A 19,196-nucleotide genomic window follows, 5' to 3' on the forward strand; every position below is an offset into this window, starting at 1 on the left:
CATTGCCGCTTTTGCGGCTATGTGTTGACATGACACATGCGGGTACCGGTGTGTGACGGAGGAGGACGACATGGACGTATGGGAGCCGATGCTCCTGCTCCTGGGCCTGGCGGCCGGAGGGCTGCTGCTGGTCCGGGGCGTGGGGCTGTGGCTGGCGGCGGACCGGGAGCCGCTGGAGGCGGAGCCGTTCGGTGGCGGGCTGCCCCCGGGGGAACACGCCTTCTCCCGGTTCCATGTGCGCTGGTACCCCATCACGATGATCTTCCTGGCCTTCGACATGGAGATGCTCTTCATGTACCCCTGGGTCCGGGTCGTCTCCGAGAAGGGCCCGAGTGCCGTGGCCGAGATGTTCCTCTTCCTCGGCGTCCTCTTCGCGGGCGTGGTGTACGCCCGGCGGGAGGGGGCCTTCCGGTGGACCTGAGGGACCGCCTCCGGCGGGCCGCGCTCAGCCGTCCGGGCGTCATGCTGGTCGCCCTGCCGGGGGCCGCCCGCGTCCGGCTGGCGCTCGAAGCCGAACTGCGGCGCCGGGGCTGGCCGCGGGCCGAGGGCCCCGCCGCCGCGGACCTGCTCGTCGTCGCCGGGGAACGGGATCCGCTCGGTGAGGACTCCTGGCTCGACGAGATCTGGCGGGGGGTGCCGAAACCGGCGGTCCGGCTGGCGGTGCGTCACCCCGGGGACACGGCGGCGGCACTGGACACCGGACACCGGCTGCTGCGGGAGGACGTACGCACCCGGCACGACCTCGCACCGGCGGTGCCCACGCCCGGCGCCGGCGGGTCCCCGGGGCGGGACGAGGCGGCCGGTGAGGAGGGCCCCGGCGAACGGCCGGAGGACGGCGCGGGTGATGACCACGGCGGTCACCGCGCCGGAACGGGGGACGAGGGCCACCACGGCGGTCACGACGGCGACCACGGGGACTCCGCCGGTCCGGGCGGTGAGCAGGAGGGCGGTCACGGCGGCGACGGCGAGCACGGCGGTCACGGCGGCGACGGCGACGAGCACGGCGGTCACGGCGGCGGCCACGGGGACCACTCCTCGCACGAGATGTCCGGACCCGGGGGCCTCCCGATGGCCGACCGGGCGCAGGACCGGGACGGCCTCACGCTCGACCGGCTGCACCTGCCCCTCGGCCCCGTGCTGCCCGACTGGCCCGCCGGGCTCATCCTGCGGGTGGCCCTGCAGGGCGACGTCGTGCAGCGGGCCGAGACGGACCACGTACCCGTGCGCCGCCCGGAGGCCGACCCGTTCTGGGACGAGCCGTGGCTGCGGGCCGCCCGGGGGGAGTCCGTCCCCCGGTCCGCGGCCGCCCGCCGCCGCTGCGCCGCCCATCTGGACAGCCTCGGCCGCTTCCTCGCCGTCGCCGGCTGGGACGACCCGGCCGGCCGCGCCCGCCGGCTGCGGGACGGCGCCCTCGCCACGGGGCCGGGGGACCGGCTGCGCGAGGACATCGTCTCCCTGGCCCGCCGGGTGGCGCGGTCGCGTGCGCTGCGGCTGCTGACCACCGGGCTCGGCCCGCTGCCCGCCGCGGAGGCCCGGGCCGCCGGGGTGTCCGGGCCGGCGCGCACCGCCGGCGGGGACGCCTACGACCGCCTGCTGGTGTGGCTGGACGAACTCGGCCGTGCCGCCGGGGAGTTCGGCGACGAACGACCCCTGGCACGGGACGACCGTACGGGCCCGCGCGGCACCCTCGACGGTGCCGCGCCCCCGTCGCAGGGGTTGCTGGACGTCCTCCCCGGGTTGCTGAGCGGGGCCGAGTTCGCCGGCGCGCGGATCGTCGTCGCCAGTCTCGACCCGGACCTCGACGAGCTCACGGCAGTCGACCGGCGGGAGGCCGCCGGTGTCTGAGACCGCACCGCTCTGGGCGGCCGCCGTGCTGCCGTTCGCACTGCTCGCCCTGGCCGCCGTCACCGCCGGGTGCGGAGCGGCCGTGTCCGCGGCGGCCGAGCGGGGCCCGGCGGGCTCCGTCCGCGAACTGGCGAGCCGGGCGTCCGCACCGCTGCGGGAGGCCCTGCGGCTCCTGGTGCAGCAGCCGCGGACCACCACCGCTGCGGACCGTGCGCTCCGCCGGGCCGGGGTGGCGCTGGTCCCGGCCGCCGCCGTACTGGCGGGCGCGGTGCTGCCCCTGGGATTCCGGTCCGTCACCGATCCGGCCGTGGGCATCGTCTGGTTCAACGCCATGGAGGTGCTCGCCTGGGCGGCCGTATGGCTCACCGGCTGGGCGCCCAACTCGGCGCTGCCGCTGATCGGCGGCTACCGCTTCCTCGCCCAGGGACTGGCCTACGAGCTGCCGCACATGCTGGCGATCACCACCGCGGCGCTGGGAGCGGAGTCGCTGCGGGTCGGCGAGGTGGTCGCGCGGCAGGAGGGCCTGTGGTTCGCACTCTGGATGCCGGCGGCCTTCGCCGTCTATCTGCTGAGCGCCGCGGCCATGGCCTTCTGGGGGCCCTTCGGCCATCCGCTGGGCCGGGACGCGGCGGGCGGTGCCGCGGCCGAACTCGGCGGCCCCGCACGGCTGGTCCTCCTCGGCGGGCGGTGGATGCTCCTGGTCGTGACGGCCGCCTTCGCCGTGCCGCTGTTCCTCGGCGGCGGCCACGGCCCGCTGCTGCCCGGCTGGTTCTGGACGCTGCTCAAGACGGCGGCCGTGCTGGCCGTGCTGCTCGCCGCCCGGCGCGCCCTGCCGGCCGTCCGCATGGAGCGGTACACGGAGCTCTCCTGGACGGTGCTGGTCCCGCTGACCCTGCTCCAGGCCCTGGCCGTCGCCGTCCTCGTCCTGAACCGATGAAGGGAGCGGCAACCACCGATGCCCGATGACGCGCTGTTCTGGGTGCTGGCCGTGCTCGCGGCCGGCAGCGGGATCATGGTGTTCCGCTTCGACTCCATGGCCCGGGCCACCTATGCCCTGCTCACCTCGCTGCTCTGCGCGGGCGGCGTGGTGATGCTGCTCGGACTGGACTACCTGGGGGTGGTCATCCTGCTGATGATGACCATCGAGATGGCCCTCATGGCCGTCTTCATGGTGATGTACATGATGAACCCGGCGGGGCTGATGCCCATGTCGATGCTGCACAACACCAAGGGCGCGGCCGTCCTCTGCGGAACCGTCTTCGCCGCACTGGCCGCGGGCATCCTCCTCACCCCCTGGCCGGACCGGCGGGGCGAACCCCCCGCCGATCCCACCCACGACCTGGGCATGTCGCTGATGGGGCCGCACATGCTCACCATGATGACCCTGGGCATGGCCCTGTTCGCCACCATCGTCGGCACCGTTGTCCTGGCCACCCGCCGCGGCCGCTACGACCGCTTCGGGGACGATCCGAGGGCCCGCCGGCCCGGCGACCCGGTGCCGGGGGGTGCCCGGCGGTGACCCTGGAAACCCTGCTGCTGCTCGCCGCCGCGCTGTTCAGCACCGGCCTGTTCGGCGCACTCACCCAGCAGTCGGTCGTGATGCTGATGATGGGGCTCGAACTCATGCTGGGCGGGCTGATCGTCGCCGCCGCGGCCGTCTGGCACCACATCGCGCCCGCGACCGCCGACGGCCAGGTGCTCATCGTGCTGGCCGTCACCGTGATGGCCGTGGAGATGGCCGTCGGATTCGCGGTGGTCACCGCCCTGTTCCGGGCCCAGGAGATCGACATGACGGACATGGCCGCGGAGCTGAAGGAGTGAGCGGGCTGCTGTGGGCCCTCATCGCCCTGCCGCTCGTCTCGGGCGCGGTCCTCGCCGTCCTGGGGCGCCGGGCCGACCGGGCGGCGCCCGGAACGGCCGTCGCCGTGGCGGCCGCCGTCCTGGGACTGGCCTGTGCCGCCGCCGTCACCCGGCCGGACGCCGCGGCGCCGCTGCTGGAGGGGCTCCCCGTGCGGCTGTCGGCGGACGGGCTGTCCGGCCCGGTGGCCGTGGCCACCGCGGCGGTCACCCTGGCCGTCCTCGTCTTCAGCACCCGGGGCAACGGACCCGGTGCGGCGCGGGCCCGCTTCTCCGGGCTGATGCTGCTCTTCTCCGGCGCGATGCTCACCACCGTCACGGCCGACACCCTGCCCGTGCTGCTCATGGCCTGGGAGCTGATGGGAGCCGCCTCCTGGGCTCTCATCGGCTACTGGTGGCGGGAACCGGAGCGGGTGCGGGCCGCCGGCACCGCTTTTCTCACCACCCGCGCCGCCGACCTCGGCCTCTACGTCGCCGCGGGCGCCGCGCTCGCCGGGGGCGGGGCCGCCGGGCTGGGCCTGGACGAACTGGCCGGCACCGACGGCCCCTGGCTGTCCGTCGTCACCGCGGGCGTCATCGTCGCGGCCTTCGGCAAGTCGGCCCAACTGCCGTTCAGCTTCTGGCTCTCCCGGGCCATGGAGGGCCCGAGCCCGGTCTCCGCGCTGCTGCACTCGGCGACCATGGCCGCCGCCGGAGCCTATCTGCTGCTGCGGACGGAACCGCTGCTGGCGGCCTCCGGCTGGGGCGGGCCGGCGGTGGCCTGGGCCGGTGCCGTCACCGCCGTTGTGCTGGGTCTGGTCGCGGTGGCCCAGACCGACCTCAAGCAGCTGCTCGCCGCCTCCACCTGCGCCCAGACCGGGTTCATGGTGCTCGCGGCCGGCACCGGAGGAGTCACCGGGGGAACGCTGCAGTTCCTCGGCCACGCCGCGGCCAAGAGCCTGGCCTTCCTCGTGGCGGGCGCCTGGCTGACACTGCTCGGCACCAAGGCGCTGCCCGGACTGCGCGGCGCCGCCCGCCGCCACCGCATGGCCGGGATCACCTTCACGGTCGCCGCGCTGACCCTGGCCGGCTGGCCGCCCCTGGTGCTCTGGGGGGCCAAGGACCTGCTGCTGGCCTCGGCCCTGGAGCACGGCGCGGCGCTGTACGCGACCGGGCTCGCGGCCGCCGTCGTCGCCGCCGTCTACAGCGTCAAGGCCCTCTGGTTCGTCTGGCGGCCCGCGCCCGGCGCCCCCGCCGGCGGCGCGGCCCCCGACGGTGGTGCGGCCCGCGGCGGCGGCCCGGCGCTGCCCGCCCCGGCTTCCTGGTCCCTGGCCGGGCTGGCGCTCGCCTGCGCCGCCCTCGCCGTTCTCGCCTTCGAGCCGGCCCGGCAGGCATTCGCGCGGCTCCTCGGAGCCACGGGCGAACCGGCCCCGCACGGCTGGGAGATGCTGCTGTCGGCGGCCCTCGCCCTCGCCACCTCTGCCGCCGTGTGGCGGGGGGCGGCCCGGCCGGTGCCGCTGCCGCCCGCCGTCACCGCCTGCTGGGGCGACTGGCTGCGGCTGGAGCCCCTGGCCCGGCTGCTCCTGGTCCGTCCGGTGCTGCGGCTCGCCGGGGCACTGGCCGTCTTCGACGACCGCGTCCTCGGCCGGGCCGTCCGCGCGGCGGGACGCGGAGCCCTGCGCGGCGCCGGGGCCGTGGCCGTCCTCGACGCCCGGGGCCCGGACCGGGCCGCCGGCGCCGCGGCCCGCTCGGCGCTGCGGCTCGCGCACGCCACCGAGCGGCCGGACCGCGGCGCCGGGCGGGAGGAGTGGCTCGACGGCCTCGTCCGCGGGGTCACCGCCGGGGCCCGGGCCCTGGGGCGGCTGGCGCGCCGCCCGCAGACCGGGCAGCTGCACCAGTACCTCGCCCAGGCCGTCGCGGCCTTCGCCGTCCTCGCTCTCGCCCTCGTCCTCGTCGCTGTGAGGTGACCGCCGTGCTCACGGTCCTCGTCCTGCTCCCCACCGCGGTCGCGGCGGTCCTGCTCTGCCTGCCGCGCCGCACGCCGCGCGCCGTGTTCCTCGGCGGCTGGCTGGCGGCCGCGGCGGCCGAACTCGCCCTCACCGCCGCGATCTGGACGGGGTACCGGGCCGGCGGCGGGATCCAGTACGAGCAGCGGGTGCGCTGGATCCCGGACGCTGGGGTGAGCTACCACGTCGGCACCGACGGGCTCTCCCTGCCGCTGATGGCCCTCACCTGCGTCCTGTTCCTCGCCTGCGCCGGCTACACCTGGGCCCGGCGCGGGACCCGCCGGGTGCGGGAGTTCGCCGCCCTGTTCCTCTTCCTGCAGACCACCTGCCTCGGGCTGTTCGCCGCCCTGGACCTGATCCTGTTCTTCCTCTTCTTCGACCTGTCGATCGTCGCCATGTACTTCGTCATCGCGGGCTGGGGCCACCGGGACGCCGCGCGTGCGGCGCTGACGTTCTTCCTGTACACCTTCCTGGGCTCCCTCGCCCTCCTCCTCGGCTTCATCGGCCTCTATCTGGCCGCCGACCCGCACACCTTCGACATCGTCGAACTGACCCGGGAGAACCCGCTCGCCGGACGCGCCGCGTACGGGGGCCTGGTCCTGCTGGCCATCGGCACCGGACTGGCCGTCAAGACACCGACCGTGCCCTTCCACACCTGGCTCCCGCCCGCCCACACCGAGGCCCCGGCCGTGGGCTCGGCGATCCTGGCCGGGGTCCTGCTGAAGATGGGCACCTACGGCTTCCTGCGCATCGCCCTGCCCGTCCTGCCCGGCGCCTGGCGCGAGCACGCCCAGGTCTTCGTCGTCGTGGGCCTGGTGTCGGTGCTGTACGGGGTGCTGGTCGCCCTCGCCCAGACCGACTTCAAGCGGATGATCGCCTACACCTCCGTGAACCACATGGGCTACATCGTCCTGGCGTTCGGCGCGGCGGCCGCCGCGGGCACCGGGGCGGAGGAGGCCCGCCGGCTCGCCGTGACCGGGGCCGTCTTCCAGATGGTCAGCCACGGACTGCTGACCGGCGCGCTGTTCCTGCTCGCCGGAGTGCTGTACGACCGCTGCCGGACCTACGAGATGGCGGCCTACTCGGGGCTCGCCGGCCGCGCCCCTGTCTTCGCCGCGCTGACCGGTGTGGCCGCCTTCGCCTCCCTCGGGCTGCCGGGGTTCTCCGGCTTCATCGCCGAATTCCAGATCTTCGCCGGCAGTCTCGGCCCCCGGCCGGTGGAGACCTCCCTCGCCGTGCTCGGCATCCTCCTCACCGCCGGTCTCTTCCTGCGGGCCCTGCAGCAGATGCTCCTCGGGCCGCTGCGGCTGCCCGACGCACCCGGCACCGCACGGCCCTTCCCCGACCTCCGGACGGCCGAGGGGGCCGCCGTCGTACCGCTGCTGGGCCTCGGCGTCCTCCTCGGCATCGCGCCACGCTTCGTCCTGGACGTCATCGAACCCGCCTCGCGCGGTGTCATGGAGTTGCTCGCCCGATGACCCCGATGGAACGGAGCCTCGTCGAGCTGATCCCGGAGGCGCTGCTCGCGGCCGGGGCCGTCCTCGGGCTGCTGCTGGGCTCGTGGCTGCCGCGCCGCCGCCAGTGGCTGGTGGGGCTCGTGGCCTGCGCGGTGTGCGGAGCGGGCACCGTGGCGGCGGCGGTTCTCGCCACCGGTCCGCCCGCCACCGCCTTCAGCGGCTCCTTCGCGGCCGACCCCGTCACGGCCACCGCGCGGATCGTGATCCTCGGCTCCACGCTGCTGGTGGCACTGCTGGGGCTCGGCCCCCTGCACGGGCACCCGCGGCAGTCGGAGTTCTTCGTCCTGCTGCAACTCGCCGCGCTGGGCGCCCTGATGCTCGCCGGGGCGCAGGACCTGCTGCTCCTCGCCGCCGCCTACCTGCTGGCGAGCGTCCCCTCCTACGTCCTCGCGGGCTTCCGGAAGGACGGGCCGGGCACCGAGGCCGCCCTGAAGTACTACGTGGTCGGCGCACTGCTCGGGCTGCTGATGCTGGCCGGGATCACCCTGCTGTACGCGGCGGGGCGCGGCTCCGCCTACCCCCTGCTGCGGACGGAGCTCCCGGGCGCCCCCGCGGGGCTGACGGCGGCCGGGACGGTGCTGCTGCTGGCCGGAATGGCGTTCAAGGCCGCCGCGGTCCCCGGGCACTACTGGCTGCCGGACGCGGTGCAGGGCAGCACGGCACCGGTCGGCGCCTTCCTCACCACGGTCCCCAAGATCGGCGCGCTGGCGGCGCTGTACCGGCTGGCGGCCGTACCGTTCGCCGGGACGTCCGCCGGCTGGCCCGAACTGGTGGCCGTGCTCTCCGCGGCCTCGATGACCCTCGGCAATCTGGCCGCGTTCTTCCAGCGGGACGTGCGGCGGCTGCTCGCCTACTCGGCGATCAGCCAGGTCGGCTATCTGCTGATGCCGGTCGCCGTCGCGGGGCGCGACTCCCTCGCGCAGCCGGCGCTGCTGTTCTACCTCGCCGCCTACGCGCTGACGAACCTCGGCGCCTTCGCCGTCGTCTGCGCCCTCCCCGCGCTCCGCACCCTCGACGGCTACCGCGGCCTGGCCCGGCACCGGCCCGGCCTCGCCATCTCCCTCACCGTCTGCCTGCTGGGCCTGCTGGGCACCCCGCCCACCGCCGTCTTCCTGGGCAAGCTGGAGGTCTTCGGCGCGGCGCTGGACGGCGGCCTCGGCTGGCTGATGGTCCTGGCCGCCGTCAACACCCTCGCCTCACTCTTCTACTACCTGCGGTGGATCGCCCCCGTGTTCGCCGTCGCGCCGCCCTCCGGCGGTGGGGACGGGACGCCCGGCGGCCGGGCCGGAGCCTTCGCCCCCGGCGAGCGGACCGCCCCCGCCGCGGCGGTCGCGGGGGTGGCGGCCACTCTCTCCGTCCTCCTCGGCCTGGCGGCCGGCCCGGTGCTCGCCGTCCTGGACGGTCCGCTCGCCGGGTGAGACCGTCCCGGGCGCCGGGAGCGGCCGGGCGGGCCGGACCGCGCTCCGCCGCCGGACGGGGCACCCGCGGCGGTGGCGCCGCCGTGCACGCCGGCCTCCCGGGCGCGGCCCGCCGGGTACCCGGCGGGCCACCGGGTTCACCGGGCGGCCGAAATGGGTGTGTTGACGCCGGAACGGGCCCGTTCCTACGGTCCTATCGGGCGCGGCCGGCCGTCCCGGGCGCCGGAGCCGGAAAGGGGACCGACGTGACCACGACCGACACCGGACCGATCAGTTACCCGTTCAACGAAGCGGCCGGGCTCGCCCTGGCGGACGCCTACGACCGTGCCCGCGAGACCCCCGGCCTGATCCGCGTCCGGCTGCCGTACGGGGAACCCGCCTGGCTCGCCACCCGCTACGCCGACGCCCGGCAGGTCCTGGGGGACCGCCGGTTCAGCCGGGCCGAGGCGGCTCGCCGCGACGAGCCCCGGCAGTCCCCGGCGCCGACGGCCGAGGGCATCCTGACGATGGACCCGCCCGACCACACCCGGCTGCGCACCCTGGTGGCCAGGGCCTTCACCACGCACCGGGTGGAGCGGCTGCGGCCGGACGTCCGGGCCCTGGCCGGCGGACTGCTCGACGCGATGGAGGAGCACGGTCCGCCCGCCGACCTCGTCGAGGAGTACGCGCTGCCGATCCCCGTCGCCGTCATCTGCCGCCTCCTCGGCGTGCCCGAGGAGGACCGCCCGAGGTTCCGCCGGTGGAGCGACGCGGCGCTGTCCACCAGCTCGCTCACGGCGGAGGAGCACCTGGCGCAGCGTGAGGAACTGCGGGACTACATGGCCGGGCTGGTCGCGGGCCACCGCGAGGAACCGCGGGACGACCTGATGAGCGCCCTCATCGCGGCCCGCGACGGCGATCACGGCCGGCTCACCGAACGGGAACTCGTCGATCTGTGCGTCGGCATCCTCGTCGCGGGCCACGAGACGACCGCCACCCAGATCCCGAACTTCGTCCTCACCCTCCTCGACCACCCCGCACACCTGAAGCGGCTCCGCGGGGAGCCGGAGCTGATCCCGGCCGCCGTCGAGGAGCTGATGCGGTTCGTCCCGCTGGGGGCCGGTGCCGCCTTCCCCCGGTACGCCACGGAGGACATCGAGGTCGGCGGCACCCTGGTGCGGGCCGGCGAGCCGGTGCTCGTCGCCGTGGGGGCGGCCAACCGCGACGCCCTGCGCTTCGGGGACCCCGACCGGCTCGATTTCGGGCGGCCGTCCAATCAGCACATCGGTTTCGGTCACGGCGCCCACCACTGCCTCGGTGCCCCGCTCGCCCGGCTGGAACTCCAGGAGGCCCTGCGGGCGTTGATCCTCCGGTTCCCCGGACTCCGCACGGCCGGGGACATCGAGTGGAAGACACGGATGATCGTGCGCGGACCGCGCACCCTGCCGATCGGTTGGTGAGTATGACCTGGCACATCGAGGTGGACCGGGAGCGGTGCATGGGCTCCGCCGTCTGCGCGGGCAGCGCGCCCGCCCTCTTCACCATGGACGCCGACCGGTCCCGTCCGGTGCGGGCCGATGTCGAGCCCGACGAGGAAGTGCTCGACCTGGCCGACTCGTGCCCGGCGATGGCGATCGAGGTCCGCGACGGGGAGGAGCTGATCGGGCCCCGCCCCTGAGCCGTCCGAGCCGTCCGGGGCCCGCCCGTCCTTCCCGCTCGGGGGCCGGGAAGGACGGGCGGCCGGCGGAGCGCCGGGGACGCGGCCGCCGGGCATGCCTCAGGAACCCGCCCCGGGCAGTTCGGGGGCCTTGGCGAACAGGTCGAGGTACATGCCGAGCGAGACGAGCAGGCCCACCACCCCGAGCAGGAGACCGCCCAGCGCCACGGACTTGACCCAGGAGCGGGTTTCGGCCCGCTGGGCGTGCAGGGCCAGCAACAGGCCGCCGACGAGGATCGCCAGCAGGGCGAAGATGCCGTTGAGCAGGGCCGCGGTGTGCCACGGGACGCTGTAGTAGGCCTCGATCTGGTCGCCGCCGCCACCGGAGCTGGCCTCGATCTGGCCGATGAGCTCCTTGCGGGCGTGCAGCATCTGGCCGAGCGAGGTGCCGGTGAGGGAGCAGAGGCCGAACGCGGCGCTGACGACGGCGGCCGCGCCGGCGCCGAAGCCGGAGCGGGAGGCGGTGGCGGCCTCCGGCGCGATGTCCTGGCCGTCGTCGTCGGCGGTGCCGCCGGCCCCGGCGGAGGCGGAGACCTCCCCGGCGCTCGCGGGCTCGTCCCGCCCGCCCGGCTCCTCCTTGCGGATCTCCTGCTCCGCGGAGTGCGGCGCGGACTGCCCGGGGACCGCGGTCGTCTCCTCCTCCTGGCCGGGGGCGCTGTCGGTGTGGGGGGTCGTGGCGCTCTTCTCAGTCATGGGGAGCCACCCTACGGGGTGAGCCTAAGCGTTCGGTAAGAAACCTCCCGCCGTGAGGACTTGCCCGGCTGCCCGGCTGCCCGGCTGCTCCGCGCGGCCGGGCGGGCACGCGGTGCGATGGCGCGGAGACGACCGGGAACCGGCTCAGAACGGCATGCGGCCCCGGGCGCGGCGGCCGGCGGACCCGCTCCGCGACACGGCGCGGGAACCGCTGCGGAACGGCTTGCTGAACAGGCGGCCCAGCGGACCGGGCGCCTTTCCGGTCACCCGGGTCCCGGCGCCGAGGGAGCGCTGCGTTCCGCGCTCCGGGTGGCGCGAGAAGCGCGGCAGAAGAAAGGCCAGGACGGCCAGAACCAGACAGATGGCGACAAGGGCGACGGCCACGGCGGAACCTCCTGTTCTCCGGTGGTGCGCTTGCCCCGCCGAAGGCCCCGCACACGGGTATCCCGCCCGCCGCTCACCGAAGACCTGGTCACGGGCGTTCCCCCTCCCGCACGGCGCCCCGGCCGCACCGGCCGGAAGGGCGGCACGGCGGCGGAAGGGGCCCCGGTGCGGAGTCGGTCACGCGTCCGTACGGGCGGCCTGTGGCCGGGCGCCGGCCGTGACGGGCCCCTGCGGGGAACGGATTGACGGCCTGTCACCCGAGCAGGCGGTTTGGAACACGGTATTCCGCTACGGCCTTGTTCCGGCCCGTCCGCATCGCCAATTCTCTCTGCAGCCCGCGGTTCTCCCAGGACACCACCCGGAGTCCGGAACGGCGGGCGCGGGGTGAACCGTTCCCTCCGCTGAGCCGGCGCCGTCCGGCGGAGAGGGGAGGGCGAGCGCCCGGCGAAGGGAGGAATGGCATGCGCAAGGCCTACGAGGCGCCGGTCCTGGTCGAACTGGGCGGGTTCCGGGAGAAGACGGGACTGCTGGGGAAGCACGGCAACGACCGGCTGATCCTCAGCAAGAACTGAGGCACGCGGACGCCTGAGCCATGACGCCTCGATCCCCCGGGATCGCGCGCCCGGGCGAGGGCCACTTCACCGTCTTCCCCGACTGTGCGGAGGCCCTCGCCGCGGCCCGCTCCCTCATCACCCCCGGCACCCGCGTGCTCTCCTACCCCTCCGGACGGCCCTGGCTGGCCGGCCGGTGGCACGACCGGGAGATCACCGCCGTCCGCGCCCGCCGCTCCGGCATCGCCGTCCTCGGCTGCTGCCCGGCCGGGGCGGCCGAACTCCAGCGCTGCGCCGAGCGGATGCGCGACCTCACCGAGGCCGGCGAACTGGCCCGCCGGCTGCCCGGCAGCTTCCACCTCGTGGCCCACCTCGACGGGCGGCTGCGGATCCAGGGCAGCGCGTCCGGACTGCGCCGGGTCTTCCACGCCACCCTCGACGGCACGGTGGTCGCCGCCGACCGCGCCGACCTCCTCGCCTCCGCGGCCGGAACGGGCGTGGACGAGGAGGAACTCGCCGTCCGCCTGCTCTGGCCCGTCCCTCACCCGCTGGCCGAGACCCCGGTGTGGCGGGGGGGCACGGCCGTACCGCCCGAGGACGCCCTCGTCATCACCCAGAGCGGCCGCGGCAGCCGGACCACCCGCTGGTGGACACCGCCCGGGGCGGACCGCTCCCCGGAGGACGGCGCCGAGAACCTGCGCACGGCCCTGGACGAGGCCGTACGCGCCCGTACCCGCTCCGCCACCACCGTGAGCTGCGACCTCTCCGGCGGCCTCGACTCCACCAGCGTCACCTTCCTCGCCGCGCGCACCCCCGCCCGCGTCATCGCGAGCACCTGGCCCGGCCGCGACCCGGCCGACAGCGATCTGCACTGGGCCCGGAAGGCCGCGGAGCATCTGCCGGACGCCGAACACGTCATCTGGGACGCCGACGCCTCGCCCCTCGTCTACACCGGCCTGCTGGACATCGACGACCCGATGGACGAGCCCACCATCGGTGTCATGGACCGGGCCCGGGTCCTGCACCACCTCCCCGGACTCGCGAGCCGGGGCAGCGAAGTGCACCTCACCGGCATCGGCGGCGACCACATCGCCTGGTGCTCCGAGGCGTACTACCACCGGCTGCTGCGCACCAGCCCGCTCCTGGCCCTCGGCCGGCTGCGCGGCTTCCGTGCCCTGTGGAACTGGCCGCTGCGCGACACCGCCCGCGCCCTGCTGGACTCCCGCCCCTACGGGGAGTGGCTCGCCGGCACCGTGCAGGACCTGCGCGCCCCCTCGGCGCCCGCGGTCAGCGGCGCCCTGGGCTGGGGCACACCGCCGCGGCTCTTCGACTGGGTCACCCCGGACGCCGACGCGGTGATCCGGCGGGCCCTCGTCCGGGCCGCGGAGGACGCCGCTCCACTGGCACCCGACCGCGGCATGCACAACGACCTGCACCTCATCCGCGACTGCACCAGGATCCTGCGGATCTGGGACCGGATGGCCGCCCGCGCCGGGCTGCCCATGGCCTCGCCCTTCTTCGACGACCGGGTGATCGAGGCGGCCCTCGCCGTCCGGCCCGCGGACCGGGTCACCCCGTTCGCGTACAAGCCCCTGCTCACCTCGGCCATGCGCGGCGTCGTGCCCGGCGTCTGCCTGAGCCGCCGGAACAAGGCCACCGCCTCGATGGACGCCGCCAACGGGCTGCGGGAGCACCGGGCCGACCTCCTGGCCCTCTGGGAGAACTCCGAGCTGGCCCGGCGCGGCCTCGTCGACGCCGGCCGGCTCCGGATGCTGGCGGTACGGCCCGCCACCCCCGGACTGCGCGAGGCGATCCTCTACTCGACCATCGCCTGCGAGGTCTGGCTGCGCACCCTCACGCCCGCCGCCGGCTCCGGGTCCGCCACCGCGTCCGCCCCCGTCCCCGGCCCCGCGCCGGACCCCGCCGTGCCGGCTCCGCCCTGAGCCGCCGCCGGGCCAACGCTCCGCACACGGCGCCGGGGGCCCGGCACCGCAGTCCGCGGTCCGCGGCAGTCGCGGTCCGCCGTACCGACCTCCGCACGCCGGCCGGGCAGAGCCGTCCCGGCCCGGCCCGGCCGCCCGTCAGGGCAGGAAAGGACCAGGCAGAGATGCCGCTGCAGTTCGCCGCCGATGTGTCCACCGCCGAGACCGACTACGGAACCGTCCTGCTGGACCAGCGCAGCGGCCGCTACTGGGAACTCAACCCCACCGGCACGCTGGTGGTGAAGGCCCTGCTGCGCGGGGGCGAGGAGAGGGACGCCGTGGAGGCGCTCGTGGCCGAGTTCGAGATCGGGCGCGAACAGGCCGCGCGTGATGTGGCCGCCCTGGTCGAGACGCTGCGCGACTCGGGCCTGGTGACGGCATGAGCACCCCCGCCGCCCTGGACCGGCCGGCCGGCGTCCCCCTGGCCCACCGGATGGCCGCGCGCGCCGTGCTGCCGCTCGCGTACCTCCTCGCCCGGCTGCCGCCCCGCCGGATCCGGCGGCTGCTGGAGGCCGTGCGCCGGTGTGCGCGCCCGGCCCCACCGGACCGCACGTTGGCGGCGCGGAACGCGGTGTGCGCGGTCAGCCTGTTCTGTGCCGGGCCGCAGGGCTGTCTTCCCCGCTCGCTGGCGGCGGCGCTGCTGTGCCGGATCTGGGGGATGTGGCCGGCCTGGTGCACGGGGGTGCGGGTCGTCCCGCCGTTCACCGCCCACGCCTGGCTGGAGGCGGACGGCCGCCCCGTCGGCGAAGGGGTGCCGGACGGCTACTTCACCCGGCTGCTGAGCGTCCCCCCGCGGCGGCGGGCCGGCGGATGACCCTCTCGTCTCCTCTCCACGCCGCCCCGGACGCCCGGCCCCGCGGAGACCGGCACGGCGACGGCCGGCCCTCAGCCGCAGCGGTAGGTGAAGGCGGCGGACGCCGTGCGGCGCCCCGGTGAGCTGATGCGCAGCTCGGCGGTCGCCCGGACGGTGCCCTCGCCGCGGAACGTCCACTGCAGCCGGAGCCGTGCCTCCCGCTGCCCCCGGGCCAGCCGCTCGCGCAGCGGCCCGGACGCCGTGCCGTCGCTGCGCAGCCAGCGGTAACGGAGGGTCCCGGGCTGCCCGTTGGTGCGCACCCGCGCCACCACGTCCGCGGTGGTGCCGCAGCCGTCGGCGGCGCTCGCCCGCACGGACAGCCCGGTCACGGCGAACGCCGGTCCCTGCCGGTCCCAGAAGAGGAAGACCACGGTGCACAGCAGGATCACGGCCGCCGGTGCGTACCGGCGCGGCCACCGCGGGCCCCGGCGGGCCGGCGGCGGGTGCGGAGACGGCCCGCCGTGCCCGCGGCCGGCCGGCGTGCCGTCGGCCGGCGGCGGGTGCGGGTGCGGTGTGCGCGGGGGGCCGGCGCCCGGCGCACCGCCGTCCAACGGCCGCGCCGGGGCGGGCACTCCCGGGCCGAAGCGCAGCACACCGTCCGGGGCGTACGGCACTCCGGGGAGCCGCGGCGCCGCGCCCGCGGTGGCGGGAAAGCCCGGCGCCGGGCCGGGGAGACCGCCGGGATCCGCGCCGCGGCGGAGCGCGGGGAAGGCTTCCGGCCCGGTCACGGGAAGGACCTGTGTCCGCTCCTCGGAGCCCGGGTCCTGTTCCCGCTCACGGTCCCGTTCCGGGTCCCGGTCCGGATCCGGCCCCGGTTCCGGCCCGGGGCCCGCGGTGACTGAGCCCCAGGCGTGGTCGAGCACGGTGGCCGAGTAGGTGAGATCGTCCCCGGCCACGGGCCCGGGCGGCACCCGGGACCCGGTGCCGCCCGGGCCCGCGCGGCCGTCTCCGGGCGGTGGGGCGCCGTCCGGCAGCCGGACGGTCTCCGCCTCGCCGGCCTCACCGGGACCGGGCCGGGAAACCCGGCCGGGGGGGTCCCCGGGGCGCCCGGCCCCCTGGCCGCCGGAGGTCATCGGAGGCAGTCCGCGTACCACGGGTCCGACCGGAAGGCCGAGCCGGACGCGGTGGTCACCTCCAGGACGTACCACCGGCAGTCGAGCGGCCGGGCCTCCCCGTTGGCGACGGAGTAGGGTTCACCGCCCTCGCTGATGCGGAAGGACACCGGTGACCCGGAGGGGCGGCGCGGCGCGCCCTGGGAGTCCTGCGCGTACCACTGGGCGGAGAGGGCCACCGGTCCGTCGCCGTCGGTCGTCACCGTGACGCGGCCCGTGAGGGTCCCGCCCGCCCAGCCGGTGCGGACCGTCACATGCCGCACGGTGGCCGGCGGCGGCTGCGCGTGGCCGGGCGGGGTGGTGGTGCCCCCGGTGGTGCCGCCCGTCGTGCCGCCGCCCGTCGTGCCGCCGCCCGTGGGGGCGGTGGTGTGCGGCGCGGGTTCCGTGGCGGACCCGGTTCCGGCGGACGCGGACGGCCACCAGCTCCCCGAGGGCTCCCCGGTGCCGCCGCCGGGGCTGCCCGGGGACGGGCTTCCCCCGCCCCCGCCCGGCGTGGCGGTGCCGGAGGGGGAGGCGCCGGGGCCGCCGGAGGGCGATGCCGACGGGCTGCCGGTGGTTCCCGGCGCGGTGGGGGCGGTGGGGGCGGTGGTGGCGGTGGCCGTGGTCCGGTCCGTCTCTCCCGCCCAGCTTCCCGGCAGCAGCGAACCGAGGACCACCAGCGTCGCGACCGTCAGCGCGCCCGCGGTGGCGAGCCGTCCGCGCGGGTCGCGCCCCGGCGGGCGGGCGTCTCCCGGCGGGGTGTTGCCCTCCGGGAGGACCAGGGTGTCCGGGGGCGTGCCGCCTCCGGCCGGACCGCCGCCGTCGTACGGGCCGCCCTCCGGCGCCGGAGCGCCCTCCGGAGGCGGCCCGGGCAGTGTGGTGACGGCGGCGTCCGTGAAACCGAACCCGGCCTCCGCCTCCGCCGCCCGCGGGATGAGCAGCGGCAGCAGCGCCGCGAGAGAGGCGAGACGGCCCCGGCCCCGCTCCTCCCAGCCGGGGCCGTAGGCGCGCCCGGCCACCTCCTCCAGCTCCCGGAGGAAGGCGGTGGCGTCGCGCGGGCGCTCCTCCGGCGCCTTGGCCATGCCGTGCCGCACCAGCCCGCGCACGGGCTGCGGCACCCGCTCGTCCGGCACCGGGTCGGTGGTGTGCCGCAGCGCCAGCTCCATCGGGTTCTCCCCGGCGAACGGCTTCTCGCCGGTGAGGCATTCGAAGAACGTCACCGTGGCGGCGTAGACGTCCGTCGCCGGGGTGGCCGGGGCTCCGTTCCACTGCTCGGGAGCCATGTACGGCGGGGTGCCGCTGACCCCGCAGCGGCGGTCGCCGCTGCGCCCGGCGATGCCGAAGTCGACGAGCTTGGACCGGCCCTCCTCCGTCACCAGCACGTTGGCCGGCTTGTAGTCGCGGTGCACGACGCCGGCCCGGTGGGCGTCGGCCAGGCCGAGCAGCGAGCCCTTGAGGACGAGCAGTGCGGCCTCCGGGCCGGTGGGCCCCTCCTGGCGGATCAGCGTGCGCAGCGGTACGCCCTCCACGAGTTCCATGACGATGGCCGCCCCCTCGGGGGCCTCGACGTATTCGTAGAGTCCCGTCACATGCGGGGAACGCAGACCGCCCAGCAGGCGTGCCTCGGTGCGGAAGGCGGTGCGGAACGCGTCGTCCGCGGCCAGTTCCTCGTTCAGGTACTTGACGGCCACCGGGTGCCCGGTGGCGTCGTGGACGGCGACCACGACGCGCCCGCCGCCGCCCGCGCCGAGCTCGCGGAGATGAGTGTAGCCGGGGACCGTCCACACCGGGCCGGGGCCCTGCGGAAGAGTCACGTCGGAACTGCCGGATCCGGCCATCGCCGCCCCCCTGCGGTCGTGGATGCCTTCGGGGACCGGTGTACTCCGTGCCGGATTGGCGCGTTGCGTCCCCCTGACAGGACTATGGCAGCACCCGGCGATTCGGAGAACGCCGAATCCGTAACAGCCTGTCCACAAAACGCCCCACCGGGCGCACCGGGTCCTCCGGGAGCTCCGTGCCGACCGGAGCCCTTCCGGCGGCACGGCCGGGGCGGAGAGTGATTCCGTTCCCGCGCGGCGGGTACTCATGCGCCGTCCGTGAACCGTGCCGAGCGCCGGGAGGCCGCTGCCGTGGGACAGACCTTCTCGCTGGGCCGGCTGGCCGGGATCCGCATCGGTGTGAACTGGAGCGTCCTGGTCATCCTGGCCCTGCTCACCCTGGGACTGGCCGAGGGGCGCCTTCCGGAGGCGCACCCGGGGGACCCGGCGTGGCTGTACTGGACCGTGGGCCTGGTCACGGCGGCGGTCTTCCTGCTGTCGCTCCTGGCCCACGAGATCTCGCACGCCCTCGTGGCGCGCCGCCACGGGGTGAAGGCCGACAGCATCACGCTGTGGCTGCTCGGTGGTGTCGCACGCCTCCGGAGCGAGGCGCCGGACCCCCGGGCCGAACTCCGCATCGCGGGGTCGGGCCCGCTCGTCAGCCTGCTGCTCGGCGCCCTGTTCGCGGGCCTGGCCGCGCTGATCGGCGCGGCCGCCGGACCGGGACTGGCCGCCGAGGCACTCGCGTGGCTCGCGGGCATCAACATCCTGCTGGCCCTCTTCAACGTCCTGCCGGCCGCGCCACTGGACGGCGGACGGCTGCTGCGGGCGGTGGTGTGGCGGCGCACCGGTGACCCCCTGCGGGCCACGGCGGTCGCGTCGGCGGCGGGCCGCGTGCTCGGCTGGGGGCTGGTCGCCCTGGGGCTCTACCTGGTGCTGCTGGGCGCCGGTTTCGGCGGGGTCTGGCTTGTGCTCATCGGCTGGTTCCTGGTCGCGGCGGCCACGGTGGAGGGCGGCCAGGCGCGGCTGCGGGAACTGCTGTCCGGGGTGTCGGTCCGGGAGGCGATGAGCCCCGACCCGGTCACGGCCCCCGGTTCCGCGACCGTCGAGGATCTCCTGGAGAGCCCGGCGTTCCGTTACCGGCACTCGGCCTTCCCGGTGGTCGGGGACGACGGGCGCCCGGTGGGCCTGGTGACGCTGCACGACGCCCGTGCGGTCCCCGCCGGGAAGCGGGGCACCACCCGGCTCGCGGAGGTGATGCTGCCGGTGGAGGAACTCCCCACCGCGGGCCCGGGCGACCCGCTCGCCCCCCTCCTGCCGCTCCTGGAGGCCGGCCCCGCCCGCCGCGCCCTCGTGATGGAGAACGGCAGGCTGGCCGGCATCGTCTCGTCCTCGGACATCAGCAGGATCACGGCCTGGCTGACCTCGGGCACGCCGTGGAGCCCCCGGCCGTGACGACCCACGGGTCCGGCGGAGGGGCGAGGTGACCGGCCCCTGGGCCGGGGCC

Annotated in this window: 19 protein-coding genes; 15 read left to right on the top strand and 4 right to left on the bottom strand. The window is 76.2% G+C overall.

All coding sequences use genetic code 11. From position 1 onward, the window contains the following. Positions 1-70: 70 nt before the first annotated feature. The 10 genes from KBZ10_RS18305 (at position 71) to KBZ10_RS18350 (ending at position 10,279) form a co-directional block, all read left to right on the top strand. Positions 71-421: an NADH-quinone oxidoreductase subunit A gene (locus KBZ10_RS18305; protein ID WP_247702573.1), complete on the top strand. Its 351-nt coding sequence runs from the start codon at positions 71-73 to the stop codon at positions 419-421. Further along, a complete protein-coding gene (locus KBZ10_RS18310; protein ID WP_210988724.1) occupies positions 412-1,845 on the top strand; it encodes a hypothetical protein in 1,434 nt (477 codons plus the stop codon). The genes KBZ10_RS18305 and KBZ10_RS18310 overlap by 10 nt, the downstream gene beginning before the upstream one ends. Next, positions 1,838-2,782, top strand: a complete 945-nt coding sequence (locus KBZ10_RS18315; RefSeq protein WP_210988725.1) for an NADH-quinone oxidoreductase subunit H — start codon at positions 1,838-1,840, stop codon at positions 2,780-2,782. The genes KBZ10_RS18310 and KBZ10_RS18315 overlap by 8 nt, the downstream gene beginning before the upstream one ends. A gap of 18 nt (positions 2,783-2,800) precedes the next feature. Beyond that, positions 2,801-3,364 (top strand): NADH-quinone oxidoreductase subunit J, encoded by a 564-nt coding sequence (locus KBZ10_RS18320; RefSeq protein ID WP_210988726.1) that lies wholly within the window; start codon positions 2,801-2,803, stop codon positions 3,362-3,364. Then, a complete protein-coding gene (locus tag KBZ10_RS18325) occupies positions 3,361-3,666 on the top strand; it encodes an NADH-quinone oxidoreductase subunit K (protein WP_210988727.1) in 306 nt (101 codons plus the stop codon). Before KBZ10_RS18320 ends, KBZ10_RS18325 begins: the two co-directional genes overlap by 4 nt. Beyond that, the gene (locus KBZ10_RS18330; protein WP_210988728.1) at positions 3,663-5,648 is read left to right on the top strand and encodes a proton-conducting transporter membrane subunit; all 1,986 of its coding nucleotides are present in this window, start codon (positions 3,663-3,665) and stop codon (positions 5,646-5,648) included. The genes KBZ10_RS18325 and KBZ10_RS18330 overlap by 4 nt, the downstream gene beginning before the upstream one ends. Before the next feature lie 5 nt (positions 5,649-5,653). After that, a complete protein-coding gene (locus tag KBZ10_RS18335) occupies positions 5,654-7,165 on the top strand; it encodes a NuoM family protein (protein WP_210988729.1) in 1,512 nt (503 codons plus the stop codon). Next, complete coding sequence (locus KBZ10_RS18340) at positions 7,162-8,622, top strand: NADH-quinone oxidoreductase subunit N (RefSeq protein ID WP_210988730.1); 1,461 nt, start codon at positions 7,162-7,164, stop codon at positions 8,620-8,622. The genes KBZ10_RS18335 and KBZ10_RS18340 overlap by 4 nt, the downstream gene beginning before the upstream one ends. 245 nt (positions 8,623-8,867) lie before the next feature. Next, positions 8,868-10,061, top strand: coding sequence for a cytochrome P450 (locus KBZ10_RS18345; RefSeq protein ID WP_210988731.1), 1,194 nt, complete (start codon positions 8,868-8,870; stop codon positions 10,059-10,061). Positions 10,062-10,063: 2 nt separating this feature from the next. Continuing rightward, positions 10,064-10,279, top strand: a complete 216-nt coding sequence (locus KBZ10_RS18350) for a ferredoxin (protein WP_210988732.1) — start codon at positions 10,064-10,066, stop codon at positions 10,277-10,279. Between the two features lie 99 nt (positions 10,280-10,378). Here the strand turns inward: KBZ10_RS18350 and KBZ10_RS18355 are convergent, their stop codons facing one another. After that, positions 10,379-11,011: a hypothetical protein gene (locus tag KBZ10_RS18355; protein ID WP_210988733.1), complete on the bottom strand. Its 633-nt coding sequence runs from the start codon at positions 11,009-11,011 to the stop codon at positions 10,379-10,381. A gap of 144 nt (positions 11,012-11,155) precedes the next feature. Continuing rightward, positions 11,156-11,395, bottom strand: a complete 240-nt coding sequence (locus tag KBZ10_RS18360) for a DUF6411 family protein (protein ID WP_210988734.1) — start codon at positions 11,393-11,395, stop codon at positions 11,156-11,158. Between the two features lie 461 nt (positions 11,396-11,856). Between KBZ10_RS18360 and KBZ10_RS18365 the strand changes: the two genes are divergently transcribed. The 4 genes from KBZ10_RS18365 (at position 11,857) to KBZ10_RS18380 (ending at position 14,742) form a co-directional block, all read left to right on the top strand. Continuing rightward, the gene (locus tag KBZ10_RS18365) at positions 11,857-11,967 is read left to right on the top strand and encodes a keywimysin-related RiPP (protein ID WP_107046866.1); all 111 of its coding nucleotides are present in this window, start codon (positions 11,857-11,859) and stop codon (positions 11,965-11,967) included. A gap of 20 nt (positions 11,968-11,987) precedes the next feature. Then, positions 11,988-13,889 carry a lasso peptide isopeptide bond-forming cyclase gene (locus KBZ10_RS18370; RefSeq protein ID WP_210988735.1) on the top strand — a complete coding sequence of 634 codons (1,902 nt, stop codon included), beginning with the start codon at positions 11,988-11,990 and terminating at the stop codon, positions 13,887-13,889. A 164-nt stretch (positions 13,890-14,053) separates the two neighbouring features. Beyond that, positions 14,054-14,311, top strand: a complete 258-nt coding sequence (locus KBZ10_RS18375; protein WP_210988736.1) for a lasso peptide biosynthesis PqqD family chaperone — start codon at positions 14,054-14,056, stop codon at positions 14,309-14,311. Next, on the top strand, positions 14,308-14,742 hold the full coding sequence (locus KBZ10_RS18380) for a lasso peptide biosynthesis B2 protein (protein ID WP_210988737.1): 435 nt from the start codon (positions 14,308-14,310) through the stop codon (positions 14,740-14,742). Before KBZ10_RS18375 ends, KBZ10_RS18380 begins: the two co-directional genes overlap by 4 nt. Positions 14,743-14,813: 71 nt before the next feature. Here the strand turns inward: KBZ10_RS18380 and KBZ10_RS18385 are convergent, their stop codons facing one another. Beyond that, positions 14,814-15,170: a hypothetical protein gene (locus KBZ10_RS18385; RefSeq protein WP_210988738.1), complete on the bottom strand. Its 357-nt coding sequence runs from the start codon at positions 15,168-15,170 to the stop codon at positions 14,814-14,816. A 680-nt stretch (positions 15,171-15,850) separates the two neighbouring features. Beyond that, complete coding sequence (locus KBZ10_RS18390; protein WP_307847499.1) at positions 15,851-17,686, bottom strand: serine/threonine-protein kinase; 1,836 nt, start codon at positions 17,684-17,686, stop codon at positions 15,851-15,853. Positions 17,687-18,001: 315 nt separating this feature from the next. Between KBZ10_RS18390 and KBZ10_RS18395 the strand changes: the two genes are divergently transcribed. Beyond that, positions 18,002-19,144, top strand: coding sequence for a site-2 protease family protein (locus tag KBZ10_RS18395; protein WP_210988740.1), 1,143 nt, complete (start codon positions 18,002-18,004; stop codon positions 19,142-19,144). Positions 19,145-19,196 lie beyond the last annotated feature (52 nt).

It is taken from the genome of Streptomyces sp. F63 (genome assembly GCF_018070345.1).
Taxonomy (GTDB): domain Bacteria; phylum Actinomycetota; class Actinomycetes; order Streptomycetales; family Streptomycetaceae; genus Streptomyces.